The 22,361-nt window shown below is 74.7% G+C and carries 23 protein-coding genes and 1 other RNA gene; 13 read left to right on the forward strand and 11 right to left on the reverse strand.

Annotation, left to right across the window (positions count from 1 at the left end; translation table 11 throughout):
- Window positions 1-5 precede the first annotated feature (5 nt).
- From efeB to R4Z62_RS08935, 3 genes are read left to right on the forward strand one after another with little or no spacing between them, the layout of a single operon-like run.
- Window positions 6-1,268: an iron uptake transporter deferrochelatase/peroxidase subunit gene (gene efeB / locus R4Z62_RS08925; RefSeq protein WP_491519489.1), complete on the forward strand. Its 1,263-nt coding sequence runs from the start codon at window positions 6-8 to the stop codon at window positions 1,266-1,268.
- A gap of 4 nt (window positions 1,269-1,272) precedes the next feature.
- The gene (efeU, locus tag R4Z62_RS08930; RefSeq protein WP_018570522.1) at window positions 1,273-2,145 is read left to right on the forward strand and encodes an iron uptake transporter permease EfeU; all 873 of its coding nucleotides are present in this window, start codon (window positions 1,273-1,275) and stop codon (window positions 2,143-2,145) included.
- Complete coding sequence (locus R4Z62_RS08935; protein ID WP_491519490.1) at window positions 2,105-3,130, forward strand: SCO2278 family lipoprotein; 1,026 nt, start codon at window positions 2,105-2,107, stop codon at window positions 3,128-3,130. Before efeU ends, R4Z62_RS08935 begins: the two co-directional genes overlap by 41 nt.
- A gap of 39 nt (window positions 3,131-3,169) precedes the next feature.
- Here the strand turns inward: R4Z62_RS08935 and R4Z62_RS08940 are convergent, their stop codons facing one another.
- Together R4Z62_RS08940 and R4Z62_RS08945 are read right to left on the reverse strand one after the other, a co-directional pair.
- Window positions 3,170-3,913, reverse strand: coding sequence for a bifunctional DNA primase/polymerase (locus tag R4Z62_RS08940; protein WP_064532837.1), 744 nt, complete (start codon window positions 3,911-3,913; stop codon window positions 3,170-3,172).
- Between the two features lie 210 nt (window positions 3,914-4,123).
- Window positions 4,124-4,759, reverse strand: a complete 636-nt coding sequence (locus R4Z62_RS08945; RefSeq protein ID WP_382845272.1) for a TetR/AcrR family transcriptional regulator — start codon at window positions 4,757-4,759, stop codon at window positions 4,124-4,126.
- A gap of 202 nt (window positions 4,760-4,961) precedes the next feature.
- Here R4Z62_RS08945 and R4Z62_RS08950 point away from each other — a divergent pair, with 202 nt between their 5' ends.
- Window positions 4,962-5,819, forward strand: a complete 858-nt coding sequence (locus tag R4Z62_RS08950; RefSeq protein ID WP_491519491.1) for a dimethylarginine dimethylaminohydrolase family protein — start codon at window positions 4,962-4,964, stop codon at window positions 5,817-5,819.
- 241 nt (window positions 5,820-6,060) lie between these two features.
- Here R4Z62_RS08950 and R4Z62_RS08955 read toward each other — a convergent pair whose 3' ends face one another.
- From R4Z62_RS08955 to R4Z62_RS08965, 3 genes are all read right to left on the reverse strand, one after another.
- Window positions 6,061-7,074: a small ribosomal subunit Rsm22 family protein gene (locus R4Z62_RS08955; protein ID WP_491519492.1), complete on the reverse strand. Its 1,014-nt coding sequence runs from the start codon at window positions 7,072-7,074 to the stop codon at window positions 6,061-6,063.
- 67 nt (window positions 7,075-7,141) lie between these two features.
- Window positions 7,142-8,290, reverse strand: coding sequence for a serine hydrolase domain-containing protein (locus tag R4Z62_RS08960; protein ID WP_173860959.1), 1,149 nt, complete (start codon window positions 8,288-8,290; stop codon window positions 7,142-7,144).
- Window positions 8,287-9,729, reverse strand: coding sequence for a multidrug effflux MFS transporter (locus R4Z62_RS08965; protein ID WP_491519493.1), 1,443 nt, complete (start codon window positions 9,727-9,729; stop codon window positions 8,287-8,289). The genes R4Z62_RS08960 and R4Z62_RS08965 overlap by 4 nt, the downstream gene beginning before the upstream one ends.
- A gap of 88 nt (window positions 9,730-9,817) precedes the next feature.
- Here R4Z62_RS08965 and R4Z62_RS08970 point away from each other — a divergent pair, with 88 nt between their 5' ends.
- Together R4Z62_RS08970 and R4Z62_RS08975 are read left to right on the forward strand one after the other, a co-directional pair.
- A complete protein-coding gene (locus R4Z62_RS08970; RefSeq protein ID WP_491519494.1) occupies window positions 9,818-10,885 on the forward strand; it encodes a Gfo/Idh/MocA family protein in 1,068 nt (355 codons plus the stop codon).
- Between the two features lie 97 nt (window positions 10,886-10,982).
- The gene (locus tag R4Z62_RS08975; RefSeq protein WP_491519495.1) at window positions 10,983-11,744 is read left to right on the forward strand and encodes an SDR family oxidoreductase; all 762 of its coding nucleotides are present in this window, start codon (window positions 10,983-10,985) and stop codon (window positions 11,742-11,744) included.
- A 276-nt stretch (window positions 11,745-12,020) separates the two neighbouring features.
- Here the strand turns inward: R4Z62_RS08975 and R4Z62_RS08980 are convergent, their stop codons facing one another.
- The gene (locus tag R4Z62_RS08980) at window positions 12,021-13,178 is read right to left on the reverse strand and encodes a D-alanyl-D-alanine carboxypeptidase family protein (protein WP_491521854.1); all 1,158 of its coding nucleotides are present in this window, start codon (window positions 13,176-13,178) and stop codon (window positions 12,021-12,023) included.
- Window positions 13,179-13,678: 500 nt separating this feature from the next.
- Between R4Z62_RS08980 and R4Z62_RS08985 the strand changes: the two genes are divergently transcribed.
- Together R4Z62_RS08985 and R4Z62_RS08990 are read left to right on the forward strand one after the other, a co-directional pair.
- Complete coding sequence (locus R4Z62_RS08985; RefSeq protein WP_491519496.1) at window positions 13,679-14,224, forward strand: DoxX family protein; 546 nt, start codon at window positions 13,679-13,681, stop codon at window positions 14,222-14,224.
- A gap of 124 nt (window positions 14,225-14,348) precedes the next feature.
- Window positions 14,349-14,783, forward strand: a complete 435-nt coding sequence (locus R4Z62_RS08990) for a MazG-like family protein (protein ID WP_491519497.1) — start codon at window positions 14,349-14,351, stop codon at window positions 14,781-14,783.
- 173 nt (window positions 14,784-14,956) lie between these two features.
- Here the strand turns inward: R4Z62_RS08990 and R4Z62_RS08995 are convergent, their stop codons facing one another.
- From R4Z62_RS08995 to R4Z62_RS09005, 3 genes are all read right to left on the reverse strand, one after another.
- Complete coding sequence (locus R4Z62_RS08995; protein WP_382845250.1) at window positions 14,957-15,373, reverse strand: hypothetical protein; 417 nt, start codon at window positions 15,371-15,373, stop codon at window positions 14,957-14,959.
- 165 nt (window positions 15,374-15,538) lie between these two features.
- Window positions 15,539-16,057, reverse strand: coding sequence for a sigma-70 family RNA polymerase sigma factor (locus R4Z62_RS09000; RefSeq protein WP_064532856.1), 519 nt, complete (start codon window positions 16,055-16,057; stop codon window positions 15,539-15,541).
- 283 nt (window positions 16,058-16,340) lie between these two features.
- On the reverse strand, window positions 16,341-16,490 hold the full coding sequence (locus R4Z62_RS09005) for a hypothetical protein (protein ID WP_018570538.1): 150 nt from the start codon (window positions 16,488-16,490) through the stop codon (window positions 16,341-16,343).
- A 221-nt stretch (window positions 16,491-16,711) separates the two neighbouring features.
- Here R4Z62_RS09005 and R4Z62_RS09010 point away from each other — a divergent pair, with 221 nt between their 5' ends.
- Entirely contained in the window at window positions 16,712-17,017 is a 306-nt protein-coding gene (locus tag R4Z62_RS09010) for a DUF6087 family protein (RefSeq protein ID WP_491519498.1), read from the forward strand.
- Window positions 17,018-17,114: 97 nt separating this feature from the next.
- Here the strand turns inward: R4Z62_RS09010 and rnpB are convergent.
- Together rnpB and R4Z62_RS09020 are read right to left on the reverse strand one after the other, a co-directional pair.
- Window positions 17,115-17,517: RNase P RNA component class A (rnpB, locus tag R4Z62_RS09015), an RNA gene on the reverse strand.
- A 55-nt stretch (window positions 17,518-17,572) separates the two neighbouring features.
- On the reverse strand, window positions 17,573-18,253 hold the full coding sequence (locus R4Z62_RS09020) for a TetR/AcrR family transcriptional regulator (protein WP_491519499.1): 681 nt from the start codon (window positions 18,251-18,253) through the stop codon (window positions 17,573-17,575).
- Window positions 18,254-18,300: 47 nt separating this feature from the next.
- On the opposite strand from R4Z62_RS09020, the gene R4Z62_RS09025 reads away from it, so the two are divergent.
- The 4 genes from R4Z62_RS09025 to yaaA all read left to right on the forward strand — a co-directional run bounded on the left by R4Z62_RS09025 (window position 18,301) and on the right by yaaA (window position 22,301).
- Window positions 18,301-19,968 carry an FAD-dependent monooxygenase gene (locus R4Z62_RS09025; protein ID WP_491519500.1) on the forward strand — a complete coding sequence of 556 codons (1,668 nt, stop codon included), beginning with the start codon at window positions 18,301-18,303 and terminating at the stop codon, window positions 19,966-19,968.
- A 33-nt stretch (window positions 19,969-20,001) separates the two neighbouring features.
- Complete coding sequence (locus R4Z62_RS09030; RefSeq protein WP_491519501.1) at window positions 20,002-20,868, forward strand: MerR family transcriptional regulator; 867 nt, start codon at window positions 20,002-20,004, stop codon at window positions 20,866-20,868.
- Entirely contained in the window at window positions 20,868-21,437 is a 570-nt protein-coding gene (locus R4Z62_RS09035) for a hypothetical protein (RefSeq protein ID WP_382845311.1), read from the forward strand. Before R4Z62_RS09030 ends, R4Z62_RS09035 begins: the two co-directional genes overlap by 1 nt.
- A 72-nt stretch (window positions 21,438-21,509) precedes the next feature.
- Entirely contained in the window at window positions 21,510-22,301 is a 792-nt protein-coding gene (gene yaaA, locus R4Z62_RS09040) for a peroxide stress protein YaaA (RefSeq protein WP_064532870.1), read from the forward strand.
- Window positions 22,302-22,361 lie beyond the last annotated feature (60 nt).

Here is a 22,361-nt window from a genome sequence, read left to right on the forward strand (position 1 = left end):
GGACCATGGCCGAGGAGCAGGAACGGCGTCCCGCGCCCTCCCGCCGCGCGCTGATCGGCTGGGGCGGTGCCGGGCTCGCGCTCGGCGCCGTCACGGCGGGCGGCGCGGTGGCCGCGGCCACCGGCGGCGACGGCGGCGGCGGCGCGACCGACACCGGGGGCGCCGTGGAGTTCCACGGTGTCCACCAGGCGGGCATCGCCACGCCCGTGCAGGACCGGCTGCACTTCGCCGCGTTCGACGTGAAGACCGACGACCGCGCCGAGTTCGTCCGGCTGCTGAAGGACTGGACGGCCGCCGCGCGCAAGATGACCGCCGGTGCCCCGGTCGGCGACGGCGCCTACGGCGGGCTGGCCGAGGCGCCGCCGGACGACACCGGCGAGGCGCTGGGCCTCAAGCCGTCCCGGCTGACGCTCACCATCGGCTTCGGGCCCACGCTGTTCGACCGGTTCGGGCTCAAGGACCGGCGCCCGGCGGCCCTGGTCGACCTGCCCCCCTTCCCCGGCGACAACCTGGACCGCTCGCGCACCGGCGGCGACCTGTGCGTCCAGGCGTGCGCGGACGACCCGCAGGTGGCGGTGCACGCGATCCGCAACCTGGCCCGGATCGGCTTCGGCAAGGTCGCCGTGCGCTGGTCCCAGCTCGGCTTCGGCAAGACCTCCTCCACCACGCCCGACGCCCAGACCCCGCGCAATCTGCTCGGGTTCAAGGACGGCACCCGCAACATCGCGGGCACCGAGACGGCGCGGCTGGACGAGCACGTGTGGGCCGGCGCCCAGGACGGCGGGGGCAAGGACGCCTGGATGAGCGGGGGTTCGTACCTCGTCGCCCGGCGCATCCGGATGAACATCGAGACCTGGGACCGCACCTCGCTCCAGGAGCAGGAGGACGTCTTCGGCCGGGACAAGGGCGAGGGCGCGCCGGTCGGCAAGGCCAAGGAGCGGGACGAGCCGTTCCTGCCCGCGATGAAGCCGGACGCGCATGTGCGCCTGGCGCACCCCGACTCCAACGGCGGGATCACCATCCTGCGCCGCGGCTACTCCTTCACCGACGGCACCGACGGCCTGGGCCGCCTGGACGCGGGGCTGTTCTTCCTGGCCTACCAGCGCGACGTGCGCAAGGGCTTCGTCCCGCTCCAGCGCCGGCTGTCCGCGCACGACGCGCTCAACGAGTACATCCAGCACGTGGGTTCGGCGGTCTTCGCGATCCCGCCCGGCGTCCGCGACGCGAACGACTGGTGGGGGCGCACCCTGCTGTCCGAGGAGGCGTAGGTCCGTGTTCTCCAACTATCTGATCGGTCTGCGCGAGGGGCTGGAGGCCAGCCTCGTCGTGTGCATCCTGATCGCCTACCTGGTCAAGACCGGCCGCCGGGACGCCCTGCGGCCGATCTGGACGGGCATCGCCATCGCCATCGCGCTGGCCCTGGGCTTCGGCTGTGTGCTGGAGTTCGGCTCGCAGGAGATGACGTTCCAGGCGCAGGAGGCGCTCGGCGGCTCCCTGTCGGTGATCGCGGTCGGCCTGGTCACCTGGATGGTGTTCTGGATGCGGCGCACCGCCCGGCACCTGAAGGCGGAACTGCACGGCAAGCTGGACGCCGCGCTGGCGATGGGCACCGGGGCGCTGGTGGCCACCGCGTTCCTCGCGGTGGGCCGCGAGGGCCTGGAGACCGCGCTGTTCGTGTGGGCGTCCGTGCACGCCGCCTCCGACGGCACCCCGCGCCCGCTGATCGGCGTGGCCCTCGGCATCGCCACCGCGGTGCTGCTCGGCTGGCTGTTCTACCGCGGCGCCGTGCGCATCAACCTGGCCAAGTTCTTCACCTGGACCGGCGCCATGCTGGTCGTGGTCGCGGCCGGGGTGCTCGCCTACGGCTTCCACGACCTCCAGGAGGCCGACTGGCTGCCGGGCCTGACGAACCTCGCCTTCGACATCAGCGGCACCATCGAACCGGACAGCTGGTACGGCACGCTGCTCAAGGGCGTGTTCAACTTCCAGCCCGACCCGACCGTCCTCCAGGTCACGGTGTGGCTGCTGTACCTCGTCCCGGCGCTCACGCTGTTCTTCGCCCCGGTAGGGTTCGCCTCCGGGAAGGGGAAGGTGAAGGTAGCTGATGAGCAGGGTTCGCGGCCCTCGGAGGCTTCGCAGGCTTGAGCGGGCGGCCGTCCTGGCGGCCTCGGTGACCGCGCTGGCGCTGACGGCGAGCGGCTGCGTGGTGGTGCACGGCGAGCGCGAACTGCTCCCGGGCGCCACCCGGGCCGAGGCCGCGACGGCACTGGCGCAGTTCACCGCCGCCTACAACAAGGCCGACCGGGCGTACGACAGTTCACTGGACGCGGACCGGGTCACCGGCGCGTTCGGCGCGATCGACGCGGCGCGGCTGAAGGCGGGCCGCGTCAACAGCCCCTCGGGCAACGCCGCGCACAGCCCGCTGACGCTGACGGACGCGAAGTTCACCATCCCCAAGAAGGCCGGCTGGCCGCGCTGGTTCCTCGCCGACGCCAAGGGCAACAAGGGCGGCGGCTCGCGCTGGCTGCTGGTGTTCACCCGGCACTCCCTCACCGGCACCTGGCAGGTGGCGTATCTGACGCTGGTGGCTCCGGACGCGGTGCCGAAGTTCCGGGTGGACGAGGACGGCTGGGCGGAGGCCGTGCCCGCCGACTCCCCGGGCCTCGCCGCCGCGCCGAGCGGGCTGAGCCGCGCCTACGCCACGTATCTGAAGGACGGCGGCGACACCTTCGCCCCGGGCACGCACACCACGGCCTGGCGCGCGCTGCGCGCCAAGAACTCGGTCCGTCCGGGCCTCGCCACCCAGTACATCGACGAGCCGCTGAGCGGCGGCGACCACGCCCCGCTGGCGCTGCGCACCGCGGACGGCGGCGCGCTGGTGTTCTTCGCCACCCGCCACTTCCAGAAGCAGACGGCCGCCGCGGGCGCCTCGGTGCCCACCCCGAACAAGGACGTCCGCGCCCTCACCAAGGGCGAGATCAAGCAGTCCCTGACCATGGAGTTCGTCTCCGCCGAGGCCGCCTTCGACCCGGCGGCGGGTACGGGCTCCGGATCGGGCTCCGGGTCCGGCGGCGGGAAGGTCTCGGTCGTGGGGCGCGTGCAGGGGATGACGTCGGCGCAGGGCGGCTGAGGCGGGGCAGCCGACGCCGGGGGCCGGGGGCCGGCTGCCTCAGTGGCGCAGCGGCCAGGCCGGGGCCGGGTGGCCGGGCTCGTCCGCGGTGTGGCGGGCGCAGGCGTCGGTGAGGGTCTCCAGGAGGGTGAGCGGGTCCGGGAGGGGGTGCTCGGGGCCGTGCCCCGCGAGCCAGCGCACCGCGCGGTCCGCGTCACCGGGCAGCCGGGCCGGCGGGACCAGGACGTATGAGCCCCGGCAGTGCCAGCGCAGTCCGGGGTGCTCGTCCATGGTCTCCGGGTGGCAGTCCAGCTCGCACGGCCACCACTCGTCCTCGTCCTCGGGGGTGCCGCGGGTGAGGGTGAAGAACAGCATGCGCCCGTCGTCGCTCTCCGCGACCGGACCCACCTCCACCCCGCCGAGCCGCAGCCGCTCCAGCGCCGCCCGCCCGGCCTCCAGCGGCACGTCCAGGACGTCGTGGGCCATGCCGGTGGCGGTGATGAAGTTCGCCTCGGGCTGGTGCCTGGCCCAGCGCTCGACCTGGGCGCGGTCGGTGGTGGACTGCGTCTGCCAGGCGAACGACACCGGGTGCCGGGCGGGGGTGGGACAGCCGACGCGGTCACAGGAACAGCCGTAGCCGATCCCCGGGTGCGCGGCGGGTGCGAGGGGCAGTCCCGCGCCGGCGGCGGCGAGCAGCAGGGCCTCCCGGCCGCCGTCCCCGGCGGGCTGCTTCGGGCGGCGTCCGCGCAGCCACTGGGAGATTTTGCCCTGCCGGCCGCTGTGACCGCCGAACTCCGCGCTCATCTATCCCCTCGCCTCGCTGTGTGGACAGCTTGCTCCGTGGCTCTCCATGGTCCCACCATCCTGCGCCTTCGGTGACCGGAGCCGGTATCCGGGGTCGGGGCAGGGCGTCTTCGCGGGGCTCACACGGCGCACGGGCCGGGGCTCACCCCGGCGCACGGCGGGTGTCCGGCAGGGGACGCGGGTGTCCGGCACGGGGGCGCGGGCGGCGGTTCAGCGCGGGGCGAGTCCGTACAGCGCGTAGTCGACGAGGGTGTCGGTGTACGCGTAGGTGAGCGGGCCGGTGTGCTGGAGCCAGCGCTGGGCGACCGGGGAGACGAAGAGTTCCAGGGCGATGCGCGGATCGATGTCGGGGCGTACGGCTCCGCTCTCCTGCGCGGAGCGCAGTCTGTGCACGTACAGCTGGAGCTGGGGTTCCAGCAGCCGGGCCACGAGTTCCCGGCTGAGCTGCTCGTTCACCAGTCCCTCGGCGGCGAGCGCGCGCGAGGGCGCCTCGAACCTCGGGTCGAGCAGCCCGTCGACGGTGGCGCGCAGCACGGCCTTCAGGTCGGCGGCGAGGTCGCCGGTGTCCGGGATGCTTCCCTGCGCCTCCGCCGCCCCGCCCAGTTTCTCCCCGCTCTGCCGCGCGCCCTGCTCGGCGAGGTCGAGGAAGGCGTCCAGGAGCACGTCGGCCTTCGACGTCCACCAGCGGTAGATGGTCTGCTTGCCGACGCCGGCCCGTGCGGCGATGCCCTCGATCGTGGTCCTCGGGTAGCCGTTCTCGGCGACCAGCGCGAGCGCGGCCTCGTAGATCGCCCGGCGCGACTTCTCGCTGCGGCGGGAGGCGTCGGGGGTGGGCTTCTTGACCATGCCGCGACGGTAGCAGGGGGCTGAGACGGGCCGTCTCGCCACCGGGCGTCCCGGGCGCCACCCGCGTGGGCGAACGCGGCGGTCCGGCCCGCGCGCGGCGGCGGCGCCCGGCGCACCATGGCAGCGAGCGTCCCGGCGGCCGAGCACGCGGGCACGCCGTCCCCGCGCCGACCCCGCGCCCGCCGTCTCCGAGGAGGCCGCCTTGGCCCGTCCCCGCCGCGCCACTGCCCGGCGCTACCTGATGTGCCCGCCCGTGCACTTCGCCCACTCCGCCGCCGCCCGCACGCCCGGCGCGGGCACGGACCCGGCGGGCGCGGCAGGAGCGGCGAGAGCGGCGGGCGCGGCCGACACCTCGGCGGCGCTCGCCCAGTGGGAGCGGCTGCGCGAGGTGTACCGGTCGCTCGGGCACACGGTGGAGGTGCTGGTCCCCGAGCCGGGTCTGCCGGACATGGTGTGCACGGCGGACGGCGCGCTCGTCGTGGACGGGCGGGTCCTCGGCGCCCGGTCCGCCCGGCCGCGCCGGGAGCGAGAGGAGGCGCAGCTGCGCTGGTTCGCCGGGCACGGCTTCGCCCGGCTGCGCCTGCCCGAGCACGGCAACGCGGGCGAGAGCGACTTCGCGGTGACCGCCTCGTACCTGCTGGCCGGGCGCGGCTTCCGCACCGGTCCGCTCGCCCACGGCGAGGCGCAGGAGTTCCTGGGCCGTCCCGTGATCGGCCTGGAACTGACCGACCCGCGCCGTCCCCGCCTCGGTCTCGCACTGGCCGTCCTCGACGACGCGGCCGACGAGGTGGCGTACCACCCGCCCGCCTTCTCCCCCGGCAGCCGCGAGGTGCTGCGCCGCCTCTTCCCCGACGCCCTGCTCGTGGGCGAGGAGGACGCCGCCGCCTTCGCCCTGGACGCCGTCGGCGACGGACTGCACGTGGTGCTGCCGCGCACGGCGGCAGCCGGTCTGGACGCCGCGCTGCGGGAGCGCGGCTTCGCACCGGTCGGCGTGGAGATCGGCGAACTGCGCAAGGCCGGCGGCGGGGTGCGGCGCTGCTCCCTGGAACTGCGCGGCTGAACGCCGGGTCGGGGGGTGGGGGGCGGCGGCGGGCGACGCTACCGGAGCCGAGCCTACGGACCGCCTTGCGCGCCCCCCAGGCCGACGGCGAGGCAGACGCAGCCTCCTGCGACCGCGCGCCCGGCCCGCAACGCTCGGCCCCAGCCCTGACCCCGGCCCCGGCCCCGGCCCCGGCCCCGGCCCCGGCGATGCGGGTCGCAGGCGACCGGGTGCGGCGGGCGGTGGGCCCGCGCCGTGCCGGTCAGTCCCCGTACCGTGCGCCGTCCTGAGGGGGCCAGGCGGCGCCCCAGTCGGTGTCCCGGGCCGCCTTGTAGAGGCCGCCGTGGCGTTTGGTGACCGTACGGCGGCGCAGTTGCTCGTCCGTCTCGCACAGGTCCAGCAGGACCTGCCCCTTGCGGATCTGGGGGCGCCGTACGACGCGGGCGGGCGCGGGGGCGGGGGCGGCGCGGGTGGCGGCGACGTAGCTGAACTTCTCGTCCTCGTAGGCGAGCGAGCCGCCCTTGACCTGGCGGTGCAGCGAGGAGCGGCTGACCCGGGCCGAGAAGTGGCACCAGTCGGTGCCGGGCACGATCGGGCAGGCGGCGCTGTGCGGGCAGGGCGCGGCGACGCGGAAGCCGGCCGCGACGAGCCGGTCGCGGGCATCGATGATCCGAGCGTAGCCGTCGGGGGTACCGGGCTCGACGACCACGACGGCCCCGGTGGCGGACACGGCGGCGGCAGCGGCGTCGACGACGGCCGCCCGGTCCGCCGCGGTCAGTTCGCCCAGGACGTAGGAGACGGTGACGAGGTCGCTCTCGTCCAGGGCGAGCGCGGCGCCGATCCGGGCCCGCCGCCAGGTCGCGTCGCGCAGGTCCGGGTGGGCCGCGGCGATCTCCCGGCCCAGGGCGAGCGCGGGTCCGGCCCAGTCGAGCACGGTCACCGGCCGCGTCCCGGGCCAGGTGTCGGCGACGGCCCAGGTGGCGGCGCCGGTGCCGCCGCCGACGTCGACGTGGCCGCCGGGCGTCCAGCCGGGTACGGCCGCCGCGAACTCGGCGAGCGCCGAGCGGACCGCCTCGAAGGTGGCCGGCATCCGGTAGGCGGCGTACGCGGCCACGTCGGCGCGGTCACGCAGGATCGGCGCGTCGGTCGGGGTGGTGCCCCGGTAGTTCGCGATCAGCCGCTCCACGGCGCCCGCGGCCTGCCGCGGCGGCAGTCCGTCGAGCAGACCGGAGAGCGCGCCCCGGAGGGTCTCCGAGGCAAGTACGACGTCGTTCACCGCACGATTCTCTCAGCCGGTACGGGGTGCTCGGGGCCGCCTGACGCGCGGACGGCCCCGGGCCCGCTCAGGTCCCGCGTGCGGCCCGTACGCCCCGGACCGCCCGCGCGAGCCGGGTGGCCGCCGCCGCCCGCGGCCGGTTGTCGGGGCGCCGTCGGCGCGGGTGCACGGTGGTGGCCAGCAGCACCAGGAAGGTGTCGGTGGCCGGGTCGAGGACGAGGGACGTCCCGGTGAACCCGGCGTGCCCGGCCGCGCCCCGCCCGGCCAGCTCCCCCATGAAGCGCGGCTCGTCCACGGCGAAGCCGAGCCCCGGCGGGGCCAGGAGCAGTTCGACGAGGTCGGGGCCGAGGATGCGGGCCGATCCGTAGGAGCCGCCCGCCAGCAGGGCGCGGCAGAAGACGGCGAGGTCGGTGGCCGTGGAGAACAGGCCCGCGTGCCCGGCGACCCCGCCCAGCGCCCAGGCGTTCTCGTCGTGGACCGCGCCGCGCAGCATGCCCCTGTCGGCCTTGGCCCAGGGCCGCCGCTGGTCCTCGGTGGCCGCCGCGCCGGGGCAGGGCCCGAAGCGGGTGGCCGTCATGCCGAGCGGGCGCGTGATCCCCTCGTGGACCAGGACGTCCAGGGGCCGGCCCGTGACGCGTTCCAGCACATGCTGGAGCAGCAGCAGGTTCAGGTCGGAGTACGTGTAGGTGCCGGGCACCCCGACGGGGGGTTCGGCGCGCAGCCGGGCGAGCCGGGCGGCCTGGTCGGGGCAGTCGTACAGCGGGATCTCGGGCCGCAGCCCGGAGGTGTGGGTGAGCAGTTGCCGCACGGTGACGCCGTGTGCGGCGGCGGCGTGGAACTCGGGGAGATAGGCGCCCACCTTCGCGTCCACGCCCAGCGTGCCCCGTTCGATCTGCTGCACCGCGGCGACCGCCGTGAACAGCTTGGTGACGGAGGCCAGGTCGAAGGGGGTGGCGACGGTCATGGGGACGCGTTCGTCGGGCGGGAGTTCGACGCCCCGGTCGGTGGCGGGGTCGTAGGACGCGTACCGTACGGCCCAGCCGGCGGCCTCCGCGACGGCGATCACCGGACCGCGTCCGGCGACCACGACGGCGCCCGCCGCCCAGGGGTGCTCGCCCTCGGTGGCGGCGCGCACCTCGCGGACGAGGTGGCGCAGTTCGGCGGGGTCGAGCCCGGCCCGCTCCGGGCTGTCCCGCCGCAGTCTCGACGCGCTCAGCTGTCCGCTCCTTCGGCTCCCTCTGCTGCTCCCGCTGCCCCTGCTGTTCCTGCTTCCCCTGCTGTTCCTGACGCCTCCGCTGCCGCTGCCGCCGCCGGTGTGCTCCAGGGACGGCACATTCCCACGAAGCAGCCGAGCGCCACCAGAGCCGCGGCCAGTTGGACCACGGCCATGGGTACGGCGGTGTGCTCCCCGGCGATCCCGACCAGCGGGGAGGCGACCGCGCCGATCAGGAAGGAGGAGGCACCGAGCAGGGCGGAGGCGGACCCGGCGTTGCGCTTGGTGCGCATCAGGGCGAGCGTCTGGGTGTTGGGCAGGGTGACGCCCATGGCGGACATCAGCACGAACAGCGCGGCGGCCACCGGGATCAGACCCACGTCGCCGAAGGCGCCCGCGGCCATCAGCAGCAGCGCGGTGGCCGCCGCGATGACGACGAGGAGGCCCGCGCCCAGCACCCGGTCCATGCGGAGCCGGCCGACCAGCACCGCGCCGTTGAGCTGGCCGACGGCGACCAGGCCGATCGAGTTCAGTCCGAACAGCAGGCTGAACGTCTGCGGGGAGGCGCCGTAGATCTCCTGGATCACGAACGGCGAGGCCGATATGTAGGCGAACAGGGAGGCGAAGGCGAAGCCGCCCGCGATCAGATAGCCGGTGAAGACGCGGTCGGCGAGCAGCCGCCGCATCGAGCCCAGCGCCTCGCCGACGCCGCCCTCGTGCCGGGCGGCCGGCGGCAGCGTCTCGGGGAGCCGCGCCCACACCACCGCGCCGAGCAGCGCGCCCACCACCGTGAGCACGGCGAACACGCCCCGCCAGTCCGTCACCCGCAGGATCTGCCCGCCGATCAGCGGCGCGACGACCGGGGCCACTCCGGAGATCAGCATCAGGGTGGAGAAGAACCGGGCCATGGCCACGCCGTCGTACAGGTCGCGGACGACCGCGCGGGCGATGACGATGCCGGCCGCGCCCGCGAGGCCCTGCGCCAGCCGCAGCGCGACCAGCGCCTCGACGTTCGGTGCGAGCGCGCACAGGGCGGTGGCCACGACGTAGACGGCGAGCCCGGCGAGCAGCGGGCGCCTGCGGCCCCAGCGGTCGCTCATCGGGCCGACGACGAGCTGTCCGAGCGCCATCCCGGCCAGACAGGCGGTCAGGGTGAGCTGGACGGTCGCGGCGGGCGCGTGGAGGGTGCGGGTGACCTCCGGCAGCGAGGGCAGGTACATGTCCATCGCGAGCGGGGGTGTGGCGGTCAGGCCGCCCAGGATCAGGGTGACCAGCACACCGGTGCGGCGGGCCGAGCGGTCCGGCGGCGGGGATCCCGGTGACGGCCGGGGCCCAGGTGGCGTCTGAACTCCCGGCGGTGGCAGGGGTCCCGGTGCCGTCCGCGCGGCGGCCGGCTCCCCCGCGGCCTGCCTGTGCGGTGCCGACGCCCCACCCTCGGACATGTGTCCCTCCCTCTCCGACTGGTCCGCCACCTATGCTCTCAGCTCGTACACCGTGCCGAGGAACGCATGAGCGAGGGTGGGGTCCGTGATGCCTGGAATATCCGGTGGGGCGCAGGAGAAGGTCCGCTGGGGGATCCTCGCGACGGGCGGGATCGCCGCGGCGTTCACGGCGGATCTGGTGGACCTGCCGGACGCCGAGGTGGTGGCGGTGGGTTCGCGCCGCGCGGAGTCGGCGCGGGCGTTCGCGGACCGGTTCGGCATCCCGCGGGCGTACGGCACCTGGGAGGAGCTGGCCCACGACGCCGATCTCGACGTGGTCTACGTCGCCACCCCGCACGTCGCCCACCGGACCGCCGCGGGGCTGTGCCTTCGGGCCGGGCGGAACGTGCTGTGCGAGAAGCCGTTCACGCTGAACGTGCGCGAGGCCGGTGAACTGGTCGCGCTGGCCCGGCGGCAGGGGCGCTTCCTGATGGAGGCCATGTGGATGTACTGCAATCCGCTGGTCCGGCGGCTGAAGGCGCTGGTCGACGACGGCGCGATCGGCGAGGTGCGCAGCGTGCGGGCGGACTTCGGACTGGCCGGCCCGTTCCCGCCCGCCCACCGGCTGCGTGACCCGCTGCTCGGTGGCGGCGCGCTGCTCGATCTCGGCGTCTACCCGGTGTCGTTCGCCCATCTGCTGCTCGGCGAGCCGACGGAGGTGCTGGCCCAGGCGGTGCTCTCCCCCGAGGGTGTCGACCTCCAGACCGGCGCGCTGCTCTCCTGGGACGGCGGGGCGCTGGCCCAGCTGCACTGCTCGATCACCGGCGATACGGGGACGACGGCCTCGGTCACCGGTTCGCGCGGCCGGATCGACGTGCCGTACGGCTTCTTCCACCCGGACCGGTTCGTGCTGCACCGCGACGGCCGCGACCCGGAGGAGTTCGCGGCCGACCCGGCGGACGGCCCGCGCAGCACCCTGCGGCACGAGGCGCTGGAGGTGATGCGGGCGCTGCGGGCGGGCGAGACCGAGTCTCCGCTGGTGCCGCTGAACGGCACGCTCGCGGTGATGCGGACGCTGGACGCCGTCCGGGAGCGGATCGGGGTCCGCTATCCGGGGGAGCCGGGCGACACGGGCGAGCCGGGCGAGCCGGTGGGTCCGGTGCTCGCGGGCGCGTGAGGGCTGCCCGGCCCGCGTAGGTGCGTACGAGTGCGCGGCATCCGTATGGCGGACACGGGATTCCGTATGACGGACCGCGCTCGTACGCTCCGGTGGCATGACTGACACCGAGACGTCGAAGACCGCCGTGGTGACGGGCGCGGGTTCCGGCATCGGCCGGGCCGTCGCCGTGGAACTGCTGCGCGCGGGCTGGTCCGTGGCGCTGGCCGGGCGGCGCGCCGAGCCCCTGGAGGAGACGGCGGCGCTGGTGCCCGGCGCCGCCTCGCTCACCGTACGCACCGACGTGGCGCGACCCGAGGACGTGGCCGCGCTGTTCGCAACGACGGCGGCCCGGTTCGGGCGGGTGGACCTGCTGTTCAACAACGCGGGCACCTTCGGCCCCGGCGGCGTCCCCGTGGAGGACCTGCCCTTCGAGGCGTGGCGGCACGTGGTGGACACCAACCTCAACGGGGCGTTCCTGTGCGCGCAGGCGGCGTACCGGCAGATGAAGGAGCAGCACCCGCAGGGCGGCCGGATCATCAACAACGGCTCGGTCTCGGCGCACACGCCCCGGCCGCACTCGGCGCCCTACACCGCCACCAAGCACGCGCTGACCGGCCTGACCAAGGCGCTGTCGCTGGACGGGCGGCCGTACCGGATCGCGGTCGGGCAGATCGACATCGGCAACGCGGCCACCGAGATGACGGCCCGGATGGAGGCGGGCGCCCTCCAGGCGGACGGGCGCACGGTGCCGGAGCCGGTGATGGACGTCGCCGATGTGGCGCGCACGGTGCGGCACATGGCCGAACTACCGCTGGAGGCCAACGTCCAGTTCGCGACGGTGCTGGCGACGGCGATGCCGTACGTCGGGCGGGGCTGAGCGGCCGTACACCGGGCCTGCCCGCCGATGTGGCGCGGCGGCCGTCCACGGACCGGTGCGCACCTCGCGTCCCGCGAGGTCCACCCCCAGCCGGTGCCGTGGAACGGCCGCCGCCTACCCCCCTGGACATGGCCTGATGGAAGCTCGGCGCTCCAACTGTGAAGCTCCGGTGAAGGAGAAGCCGAGCATATGCCGCCGAACGGCCCGCAGGGTGCGGAGTCTTCCATTCCGTATGTGCAGATCGCGACGGCCTGTCAGCCGCCGCGATGACGTGACTCAGCGGCGGTGCCGTCCGCCCGTGCCAGCCCGCGCCTCCGCCCGCGCCTCCGCCCGCGCGGCGGCCCGGCGCCGGCGCAGCGCCCAGACACCGCCCGCGAGCAGCGCGGCGGTGCCGCCCGCGCCCTCCACCAGCCGCCAGGTGGAGGGCCCGGCGTCCCCGGCGGACGCCGCCGCCCCGGTCCCGGAACCGGCCCCGGCCGCCCGCGAGCCGGGCGCACCGCCCGCCGGTGCGCCGCCCTCGCTCAGCGGTTCCACCAGCGTGCCCACGGCCTGCGCCGAACTCCCCTGCGCGAAGCCCCAGTCGAGCAGGGCGGCGGTCTCCTCGTAGACGGCGTTCGCACCGTTCTCGGGGTGCATCACGGTGGCGACGAGGGTACGGCCGCCACGGACCGCGGCACCGGTGAAGGTGTTCCCGGCGTTGGTGGTGTAGCCGTTCTTGACGCCGATCATGCCGTCGTACGGCTTCAGCCCCCAGGAACCGGTCAGCAGGCGGTCGGTGTTCTGGATCTGGAACGTCTTGCGGCCGCCGGCCGGGAAGTCGGCGGTGCGGGTGGCGCAGTATCCGCGGAAGTCGGCGTTGCGCAGCCCGTGCCGGGCGAACAGGGTCAGGTCGTACGCCGAGGAGATCTGGCCCGGGTGGTCGAACCCGTCCGGGCTGACCACGTGCGTGTCCAGGGCCTGGAGGTCCTCCGCCCTGGCCTGCATCTCGGCGACCGTCTGTTCGACCCCGCCGTTCATATGGGCGAGGATGTGCACCGCGTCGTTGCCCGAGCGCAGGAACACGCCCTGCCACAACTGCTCGACGGTGTACGTGATCCCGGCCTGGATGCCGACGAGGCTGGAGCCGGAGGGGATGTCGGCGAGTTCGGCGGCGGTGACGGTGTGCCGGGCGGTGCGGTCGAACTTCTTCAGGACCGTGTCCGCGAAGAGCATCTTCAGCGTGGACGCGGGCGCGAGCCGCTCGTGCGCGCGGTAGGAGGCGAGCACCTCGCCGCTCGCCCAGTCGGCGAGGAGCCAGGCGCGGGCCGAGAGCTTCGCGGGGAGCCGGGCGGCGGCACGCACCTGGACTCCGGTACGGGCCAGCCGCTCACCGCCGATGACGGCGGCGGACCTGGTCGAGGCGGTGGTGCCGGTCATGCCGGTGGTCCCGGTCATGCCGGTGGTCCCGGCCCTGGCGGTCCCGGTGGTGGCCGCGGTGGGGGACGCGGCCGAGGCGGGGTGACCGGCGGTGACGGCGGCGACCGGAGCGGCCGCGCACAGGGCGAGCAGGGAGCGCCGCGACGGGAGGGGGGACGGGGCGGCGGACCGGGGTGGGCGGGGGAAGCGGGGGGACAGAGAGGAATCGCGCACTCCGGGACCGTACAAAGCCGGGGCGGGCCCGCGCACGACAGGTCTTCAAAGGCTGATCAAAAGATCACCGAAGGGGGGACGCCGGATCACTCGTGTCGCGCACGCGGCCGACGGTTCGGCCCCGGTGTCTGCTCGGTCCGCCGGCGGCGCCCGCCACCGGAGCACCGGCGGTGGGCGAGGCGGCCGGGGCCGCCTGGTCGGTCCACTCGCGGCGCCCGCCACCCGAACGGCATGCAGAACGGGCCGCCGGGGCGCGACCGGTGCGAGGGTGGTCACGGCGTTGCCGCTTCTCCCGAGGAGTCACCGTGACCTGTTGCGACCGACGTGATCTCGGCCTGCTGCTGCTCCGGTTGGGCACCGGCGGCGTGCTGGCCGCGCACGGCGCGCAGAAGCTGCTGGGCTGGTTCGGCGGGGCCGGTCTGGAGGGGACGGGCCGGTTCATGGAGTCGGTCGGCTACCGGCCGGGCCGGGCGAGCGCGACGGCGGCGGGGCTCGCCGAGGCGGGCGGCGGTCTGCTGCTGGCGCTGGGCCTGGCCACCCCGGCGGCGGGCGCCGCGGCGGCCGGCGCGATGGCGGGGGCCGCGGCGGTGCACACCCCCAACGGCTTCTTCGCGCAGGGCGGCGGCTACGAGTACGCCGCCTCCCTCGGCCTCACCGCGACCGGCCTCGCGATCACCGGTCCCGGCCGCCTCTCCCTCGACCACGCCCTCGGCCACAGCATCAACCGCGGCTGGATGGTCCCCGCGGCCCTCGCGGCGACGGCGGCGGGCACGGCGGCGGTCCTGGGCGCCCGGGTCCGGTACCTGCGGCGGCAGAAGGAGGGGCAGCAGGAGGCGCTGTTCGAGAAGTAGAGCAGTGCTGTTCGAGGAATAGGGCGGTACGGAGCAGTGGAGCAGCAGTACAGGAGCAGCGGGGCAGAGGGCAGGAGCGGAGGAGCAGAGGGCAGCCGCCCCGGGTTCGTGGCAGGCTGCGCCCATGACCGCCCCGGACCCCGCCGCCCAGGCCCCCGCAGCTCCCCCCGTGCCCTCCTCCCCCGCCGCGCCCGCCCTCTGGCCGACCGTCGACGTCCTGTGGGCCTGGCTCGACGGCCACCGCGCGCACGGCGAGCGCGAAACCCTCCTGCTGCGCCTGCTCAAACTCTCCGAGGAGGTCGGCGAGGCCGCCCAGGCGGTCATCGGCGCGACCGGCCAGAACCCCCGCAAGGGCACGACCCACACCTGGCAGGACGTCGAGTCCGAGCTGTGCGACGTGGTGATCACGGCCCTGGTCGCGCTGCGCACCCTGACCCCGGACGCCGAGGAGGTCTTCGGGCGCCATCTGGCACGGGTCAGAGACCGCTCGCTGGGCACGGGCACGGGAACAGGCACGGGCACGACGAACGGCGACGGCGTGCCGCCCCGTACTCCCTGAGCCGGAGCGGCACGCCGTCGCACGCTGCCGCGGCCGGTCAGCCCTGACCGGCGGTTCTTGTCCGGCGCCGCATCCACCCCCCGTGGGGATCCGGCACCCGGCGCCATGGCGGCGCCCCACTGTCACGGCCACTGCCGCGCGACCGGACCGATCCGGCCGCTTCCGGACGGTCGCTAGAGGATCGCGACACCGCCTTCCCGCAGCGGTCCCCTGCGAGGACTCCGGTCGAGAGAAGCGGCCAGCCCGAGTCCCGCCAGCGCGGCTCCCGCGGCCAGGCACTGGACGACCTGTGGTGCGCCGCCGGGCGCGCCCACCGCCGGATGGACGAGTGCGGCGCCGAGCGCGCCGCCGGTGAAGAGTGAGAGCGGGATCGCGACAGGCCCGCGGGGCTGGGCCGGAACGGGTTCGGCCGGAACGGGTTCGGCCGGGACGATGCCTCCGTCCCGCTCGTCCTCGTCGAGCTGGTCCTCGACCCGGTCCAGGAGCGCTTCCCAGCTGACGGGGTCGATCCCGTCCCCGTCCGTCTGCTGCCGGGTTCCCTCCCGGTACTCCTCCGCCAGGCGGCGGAGCTGCTCGAATGTTTCAGACATTCCGTGTGTCCCTCCCGAGCTGTGCGTATGGGTTTCGAGCGGACGCTTGACTGTTCTTCATGGTTCGCCACTGTTCTTCGTTGTTGTCCTACGGGTCGCTAGGACCCAACCTGGATTCACGGGAGGCGACGTACGTGCCGCCTCCCGTGAATCCGAGTAACGGCACTAGCTCGTCACGTCACCGAGCACCTCGTCGTGGACGGTGGCGCGGTGCGGCTCCAGTGCCTGGCGCACCTTCGTGTAGCGGCGGGCCACCGTGTGCCGGTCGATCCGGAGGACCTGGGCGATCTCCGCCTGGGTCAGGCCCTCGACGATCGCGAGCCGGGCGACCTGGTACAGCCTGTCGGGCAGGGTGTCCGCGAGGAACCGGTCGATGGCCCTGAGCCGGTCGTCGCGGATGTGGTCGCCCTCGTCCGGCTGGACCGCCACCACCTCGGGGATCTCCGCCACCGGCGTCGAGCGGTCGCGGTCGTTGCCGCGCGCCGCGTCCGCGATGACGTTCCGCATCACCTTGCGCGCGAAGGCCCGGCCGCCGTCGCGCCGGTCCAGCACGAAGTCCGGGCGGGACCAGGCGCGCACGAGCTGGAGCACCGCGGTCTGCACCAGGTCCTCCATGGCGTACTGCATGCGGGCCTGGCGCACCATGCCTTCCAGGAACGGCTTGAGCCGCTGGAGTTCGTCCACCTGTCGCGGTGTCAGCCGGCGGCGCGGCTTGGCTTCCGGAGCGGTGCGTGCTTCCGGGACGAGTCCCTGCGGTGTACGCGGCAGGTCGTGCGGGTCCGTCGGCCCTCGAACATCGGGGGCATTGTGCATCAGGACCAGTCCTTCCCGTGGCGCGGCCAACTGAGCGGCCGGGAAACGGCGGTTGGGCTTCTCACTCAGTTGTGCCGCGCGCGGGGGCAGGTGTGGTGCGTTTCCGTCTCCGTAACTTTGAGTGACGGCCGGGGACGGGCCCCGGCCCCACCCCTCAGCTCAGGAGCTGATGCACGAACAGGGCGACCCCGACACCCACGAGCAGCGCGGTGCCGAGCAGCGGATCGAGGAACGCCACATAGGTGACGAGCCCCGCGACGATCAGGATCAGCAGGATGCGGTGGAGCTTCTGAAGAGGGTCCATACGGCGTGCTCCCGGGGACGGCGACCGACGACACGTCGGCGGAAAGGGCACCGGCACGACTCACCGGTTCACTTCGGACGCCGCCCCGGACACCACCCTCGGGCGCACCCCCGGACGGTGTCCGTCATCACGCCACCAGACGCGCCCGGCGCACCATTGGGGGTACGGACGGCCTCCCCGCGCCGGGAACACCGGACCGCCCGACCCACTACGCTCCGGACATGGACGACGAACCGCTCTCCCGGTGGGCCGAGCGTCGCGATGCGAGGATCGGGCAGCTCCGCGCCGTGCCTCTCGTGACCGGCGACGGCCCGAGGGCATCGCATCTGAACCCCGAGGCGCCCCGGGCGATCCAGCGGTGGAACGGCCATCTGTGGGAGCCGTACGGCTTCGCGGCGAACCTCGCCGAAGCACGGCTCGTCCTGTTTCCCCGCGCCGAGGCCGACTCCGCACCCTCACCCGCCCCCGCGGCCACGCCGAGGCTCGGCCCCGGGACCGGCAGGCACCGGAAGCCTCCGGCGCCCTGAGGGCCGGCCCGCGGTACTCGCTGCGCTCCGGCAGCCGGCCGACGCCCACGATTCCGTGAGAAAAGGCCGCTGACCCGCGGTGAAGCGGCCTGAGGGGCAGACGAGTCGGGCTGTACGCCGGATTTTGTCGCCCGGTCGCCTCGCGGCGGCCGGGGAGACGGCCATCCATCTAGGACCGGCGTTGCCGCCGGCCTCGTGCGGTCCACCCGCGGACTCGGGCGGGCAGCCCTCGAACGTCCGCGCAGAGACACCGGGGTGTCTCCTTTTGACCTTGCTCCGGGTGGGGTTTACCTAGCTGCCCAGGTCACCCTGGGCACTGGTGGTCTCTTACACCGCCGTTTCACCCTTACCGAGGACCGAGGTCCCCGGCGGTCTGTTCTCTGTGGCACTGTCCCGCGGGTCACCCCGGGTGGCCGTTAGCCACCACCCTGCCCTGTGGAGTCCGGACGTTCCTCGGGAAGCCCCTCGCGGGAACTTCACGCGGCCGTCCGCCCGGCTCGTCTGCCGTACGGACCATGATACCGGGCGGCCGGGTGCCCGGTGCGCCCGCCCGGGTCAGGGGGCGGGCGGGGCGAAGGCGCGGTCCAGGGCGTCGAAGGCGGCGGTGAGGCGCAGCCGGTGGTCCTCGGCGAGGGCGTCATCGACGGCGGTGTCGTCGGTGACGGTGTCCTCGGTGGCGGTGTCCGTGTCCGCCAGCAGGCGGGCGACCGTGCCGGTGCCGACCGCGCGGTACGCGGCGACCGCCAGGGCGGCCAGGAGCCGGGGGTCGGGGACGTCCGGCGCGGTCTCGGCCAGGGCCTCGGTCAGGGCGTGCTCCACCTCGTCCACCGCCTCGCGCGCGCGGGCGCGCAGCGCCGGGGAGGCGGCGACGACGTAGAGGAAGGGGCGGAAGCGGGCGCGGGCGCCCGAGAGCGGGTGCCCGGTGCCGAGGAGGCCGAGGGCGAGGCGGCGCAGCGCGGTGAGCGGGTGCTCGCCCGGGGCGCGTCCGCGTACGGCCTCCGCGACGAGTTCCACCGCCTCGGGGATGCGGTCGAGGAACAGGTCCTCCTTGCGCGGGAAGTAGTTGAAGACCGTCATCGGGGACACCTCCGCCGCGCGGGCGATCTCCACGACGGTCACCTCGTCGAAGCCGCGCTCCACGAAGAGCCCGGTCGCCACGTCCGAGATCCGCCGCCGGGTCTCGCGCTTCTTCCGTTCCCTCAGACCCGGTTCGCCGGTGGCCCGTTGTGTGCTCATGGAGAAAAATATAGCCGATAGAAACTTTTAGTCGCTACAGTGAAGCCATGACTGACTACGACGTGGTGGTGGCCGGCGCCGGTCCGGTGGGACTGTTCCTCGCCTGTGAGCTGCGGCTCGGCGGAGCGCGGGTGCTGGTGGCGGAGCGGCTGGCCGAGGTGGACGAGACGATCAAGGCGGGGGCGATCAACACGCCCAGCGCGGTGGCGCTGTACCGGCGGGGGCTGCTGCCCGAGGTGACGCGGGTGTGGGAGCAGTCGGCGGCCCGCATCCGCGCCTTCATGCGCGCGAACGCGCCCCAGGGCCAGGAACAGGAACAGGAACAGGAACGGGAACAGGGCTCCGGCCGGGGCGGGGAGGAGGGGCTTCAGGACCGTATGCCGCCCAAGTTCGCCGGGCACTTCGCCGGAATCATGCTGGACGCGGCCCTGTTCGACGAGTCCGACCCGGCCTACGCCGACCTCGGGCCCGCCGCGGACGCCGGGCTCGGTGTCCCGCAGGCGGAACTGGAGCGGATCCTCGCCGTGCGGGCGGCGGAGACCGGCGTCGAGGTGCGCCGGGGTGTCGCCCTGACCGGGTTCCGGGACCACGGCGACGACGGCGTCACCGTGGAGCTCGCCCCGGTCGACGGCTCCGCGCCCCAGCGCGTCTGCGCCGGCTGGCTGGTGGGCTGCGACGGCGGGCGCAGCACGGTCCGCAAGCTCGCCGGGTTCGACTTCCCCGGCACCGACCCGGAGATCACCGGCTACCAGGCGATCGCCGACCTGACCGGCGCCGAGAAGCTCGGCAAGGGCTGGAACACCACCGAGGTCGGCACCTACGTCCACGGGCCCTTCCCCGGCCGGGTCCTCACCGTCGAGTTCGACGGGCCGCCCGCCGACCGCTCCGCGCCCGTCACCCCCGAGGAGCTCCAGGCCAGCCTGCGCCGGGTCTCCGGTGTCCCCGACGTGTCGGTGACGGCGATCCGCTCGGTGACCCGCTTCACCGACAACGCCCGCCAGGCGAGCACGTACCGCAGGGGCCGCGTGCTGCTCGCCGGGGACGCCGCCCATGTGCACTCGCCGTTCGGCGGGCAGGGGCTGAACCTGGGCATCGGCGACGCGATGAACCTCGGCTGGAAGCTGGCGGCCGTGGCGCGCGGCCTGGCCCCCGAGGCGCTGCTGGACACCTACACCGCCGAGCGGCATCCGATCGGCGCCTGGGTGCTGGACTGGACGCGCGCCCAGATCGCCCTCATGCGGCCGGACCGGCACGCCCGCGCGCTGCGCCGCGTGGTGACCGACCTGGCGCTGACGACGACCGGGACGACGTACCTGGTCAAGCAGATATCCGGCATCTGGCAGCGCTACGACCTGCCCGGCGGCCACCCGCTCGTCGGCGCCAGCGCCCCCGACCTGGAACTCGCCGACGGCAGCCGCCTCGGCGACCAGCTGCGCCGGGGCCGCGGCCTGCTCCTCGACCTCACCGGCGACCCGTCCCTGCGCGCCCTCGCCGACGACTACACCGACCGCGTCACCGTCGTCACCGCCCCCTGCGCCGCCCACCCCGAACTCGCCGCCCTGCTGGTCCGCCCCGACGGCTTCGTGGCCTGGGCCGCGGACACGGGCACGGGTACGGGCGGCGCCTCGGGTCTGGAGGCGGCGGACGGCGGCGAGCCGCTGCTCCCGGCTCTGGAACGGTGGTTCGGGAAACCGGCGGCAGCCACCCGCTCTTGACCTTCACCCGACGTCAACGTCTGTACTGGCCGTATGCGGATCGGAGAACTCGCCGCGGCCGTCGACGTCACGACGCGGACCGTGCGGCACTACCACCACCGGGGCCTGCTGCCCGAGCCGGGACGGGACACCAACGGCTACCGCCGCTACACCCTCCGCCACGCGGTCGCCCTCGCCCGCATCCGGCGGCTGACCGAACTCGGTCTGGCCCTGTCGGAGGTGCGGGACGTGCTCGCCGAGGACGCGGGGCGCGATCTCGCCGACGTACTGGAGGAGCTGGACGCCGATCTGGCACGGCAGGAGGCGGCCGTACGGGAGCGGCGGGCCCGGCTGCGGGCCCTTCTCGACGCGGGGCTGCCCGACGAGGGGCCCGTGTCGCCCGGACTCGCCGCTCTGTTCGCCGGACCGGCCGCCCCGCCGTCCGGCGGCTCGCCGATGGCCGCCAAGGACCGGGAGGTGCTCGCGTTGCTGGACACCGCGGCGGCTCCGGCGGACCGCGACCGCCTGCTGGCCGGACTGCACGAGACCCTGGGCACTCCCCGGGCGGCGGCCGGGGCGCGGGAGGCGTACGCGCTGCTCGACGACCTCGCCGACGCGGAACCGGATGATCCGCGCACCGGCCGCGCGGCCCGCGTCCTGGCGGGGCTGATCCCCGCCGCGCTGCTGCCGGAGACGGAGTTCGACCACGACGGCGCGTTCCTGCGCGCCATGTACGCGGACCTCGCGCCGGCCCAGGCGGCTGCCGTCCGCGGCGCGCTGGGCATCCTGGCCGAGGAGCGCCTGAGACGGCAGGAAGGGCAGGAAGGGCAGGAAGGGCAGGAACAGGAACAGGAACAGCAGGAGCGGTACGGGAACGGGAAGCAGCTCCGGTCGGACAGGCCGGGTGGGGAGGGGACATGATGCGGACCACGTACGTGCTGGCGCGGCACGAGCTGCGGCTGCTGGGCAGTCTGGTGCTCTGGCTGGGGCGGCGCACCCATGGCGGCGGGGAGGGAAGAACGTTCGGGCACGCCAGGGGGCAGGGCGCCGCCATGTTCGGGCTGGCGTTCGTGTGCGTGATCGAACTGCTGTGCACCTCCGTGCTGCTGCGCGAGTGGCCCACGGCGGAACGGGTGACGCTCGCGGTGGACGTGTACACAGTCGTCCTGGTGGTCGCCCTGCACGCCGCCTCCGCCGTCCGCCCCCATGTGCTCACCGCGGACACCCTGCGCGTCCGCCGGGCGGCCCACGTCGATCTGCGCGTGCCGCTGGACCGGATCGCCGCCGTCCGCCGTGAGACGCGCACCCCGGGGCCCCGGCAGGCGGACGGCGAACTCGACCTCGCGGTCAACGGGCAGACCTCCGTGACCCTGGAGCTGACCGAGCCGGTGGTGCACACCACCTTCCTGGGCCGCCGCCGTCCGGTGCGCGTCGTCCGCTTCCACGCCGACGAGCCGGACCGCCTGGTGGCCGCCGCCCGCCGAGGGTGAGGACGAGGGCCCGCCCCGGGGCGTGCCGGCGTCCCCGTACGCTGGCCGGGAGCCCTACCCGAAGGAGAACCCGTGCTCGTCCTGCTGCCGCCCTCCGAAGGCAAGGCCGGTTCCGGTCGTGGTGCCCCGCTGGAGCTGGAGTCGCTGTCGCTGCCGGGGCTCGCCGGGGCGCGGCGGGCCGTGCTCGACGAGCTGGTGGCGCTGTGCTCGGGGGACGGCGACGCGCAGGACAAGGCGCGGGACGTGCTCGGGCTGAGCGAGGGGCTGCGGGGCGAGGTCGCCAAGAACGCGGGGCTGCGCACCGCGGGGGCGCGGCCCGCCGGGGAGATCTACACCGGTGTGCTCTACGACGCCCTCGGCCTGGCCACGCTCGACCCCGCGGCCAAGCGGCGCGCGGCCCGTTCGCTGCTGGTCTTCTCCGGGCTGTGGGGTGCGGTCCGGGTGACCGACAGGATCCCCTCCTACCGCTGCTCGATGGGGGTGAAGCTGCCCGGACTCGGTGCGCTGGGCGCGCACTGGCGCGCCCCGATGGCCGAGGTGCTGCCCGAGGCGGCCGGGAGCGGTCTGGTGCTGGACCTGCGGTCCGCCGCGTACGCCACCGCCTGGAAGCCGAAGGGTGAGGTCGCGGAGCGGACGGCGACCGTACGGGTGCTGCACGCGCCCACCCGGAAGGTGGTCAGCCACTTCAACAAGGCCACCAAGGGGCGGATCGTACGGAGTCTGCTGAGCGCGGGCGCCGCCCCGGCCGGCCCCGCCGAACTGGTGGAGGCGCTGCGGGACCTCGGTCACGAGGTGGAGGCGCGGGAGCCGGCCGGGGCGGGCCGGGCCTGGTCGCTGGACGTGCTGGTGACCGAGGTCCACTGAGCCCCGCCCCGCCGTCAGTCGTTGCAGCATGCGCAACCTGCTTTGCGCATGCTGATGCGG

The organism is Streptomyces sp. PL-25 (genome assembly GCF_058344915.1).

What these genes read in the sequence shown, in the direction of transcription:
- efeB (WP_491519489.1), top strand. Translation starts at nt 6, where the DNA reads ATGGCCGAGGAGCAGGAACGGCGTCCCGCGCCCTCCCGCCGCGCGCTG.
- R4Z62_RS08935 (WP_491519490.1), top strand. Translation starts at nt 2,105, where the DNA reads ATGAGCAGGGTTCGCGGCCCTCGGAGGCTTCGCAGGCTTGAGCGGGCG.
- R4Z62_RS08940 (WP_064532837.1), bottom strand. Translation starts at nt 3,913, where the DNA reads ATGAGCGCGGAGTTCGGCGGTCACAGCGGCCGGCAGGGCAAAATCTCC.
- R4Z62_RS08945 (WP_382845272.1), bottom strand. Translation starts at nt 4,759, where the DNA reads ATGGTCAAGAAGCCCACCCCCGACGCCTCCCGCCGCAGCGAGAAGTCG.
- R4Z62_RS08965 (WP_491519493.1), bottom strand. Translation starts at nt 9,729, where the DNA reads ATGTCCGAGGGTGGGGCGTCGGCACCGCACAGGCAGGCCGCGGGGGAG.
- R4Z62_RS08970 (WP_491519494.1), top strand. Translation starts at nt 9,818, where the DNA reads ATGCCTGGAATATCCGGTGGGGCGCAGGAGAAGGTCCGCTGGGGGATC.
- R4Z62_RS08975 (WP_491519495.1), top strand. Translation starts at nt 10,983, where the DNA reads ATGACTGACACCGAGACGTCGAAGACCGCCGTGGTGACGGGCGCGGGT.
- R4Z62_RS08980 (WP_491521854.1), bottom strand. Translation starts at nt 13,178, where the DNA reads ATGACCGGGACCACCGGCATGACCGGCACCACCGCCTCGACCAGGTCC.
- R4Z62_RS08990 (WP_491519497.1), top strand. Translation starts at nt 14,349, where the DNA reads ATGACCGCCCCGGACCCCGCCGCCCAGGCCCCCGCAGCTCCCCCCGTG.
- R4Z62_RS08995 (WP_382845250.1), bottom strand. Translation starts at nt 15,373, where the DNA reads ATGTCTGAAACATTCGAGCAGCTCCGCCGCCTGGCGGAGGAGTACCGG.
- R4Z62_RS09005 (WP_018570538.1), bottom strand. Translation starts at nt 16,490, where the DNA reads ATGGACCCTCTTCAGAAGCTCCACCGCATCCTGCTGATCCTGATCGTC.
- R4Z62_RS09010 (WP_491519498.1), top strand. Translation starts at nt 16,712, where the DNA reads ATGGACGACGAACCGCTCTCCCGGTGGGCCGAGCGTCGCGATGCGAGG.
- R4Z62_RS09020 (WP_491519499.1), bottom strand. Translation starts at nt 18,253, where the DNA reads ATGAGCACACAACGGGCCACCGGCGAACCGGGTCTGAGGGAACGGAAG.
- R4Z62_RS09025 (WP_491519500.1), top strand. Translation starts at nt 18,301, where the DNA reads ATGACTGACTACGACGTGGTGGTGGCCGGCGCCGGTCCGGTGGGACTG.
- R4Z62_RS09030 (WP_491519501.1), top strand. Translation starts at nt 20,002, where the DNA reads ATGCGGATCGGAGAACTCGCCGCGGCCGTCGACGTCACGACGCGGACC.
- R4Z62_RS09035 (WP_382845311.1), top strand. Translation starts at nt 20,868, where the DNA reads ATGCGGACCACGTACGTGCTGGCGCGGCACGAGCTGCGGCTGCTGGGC.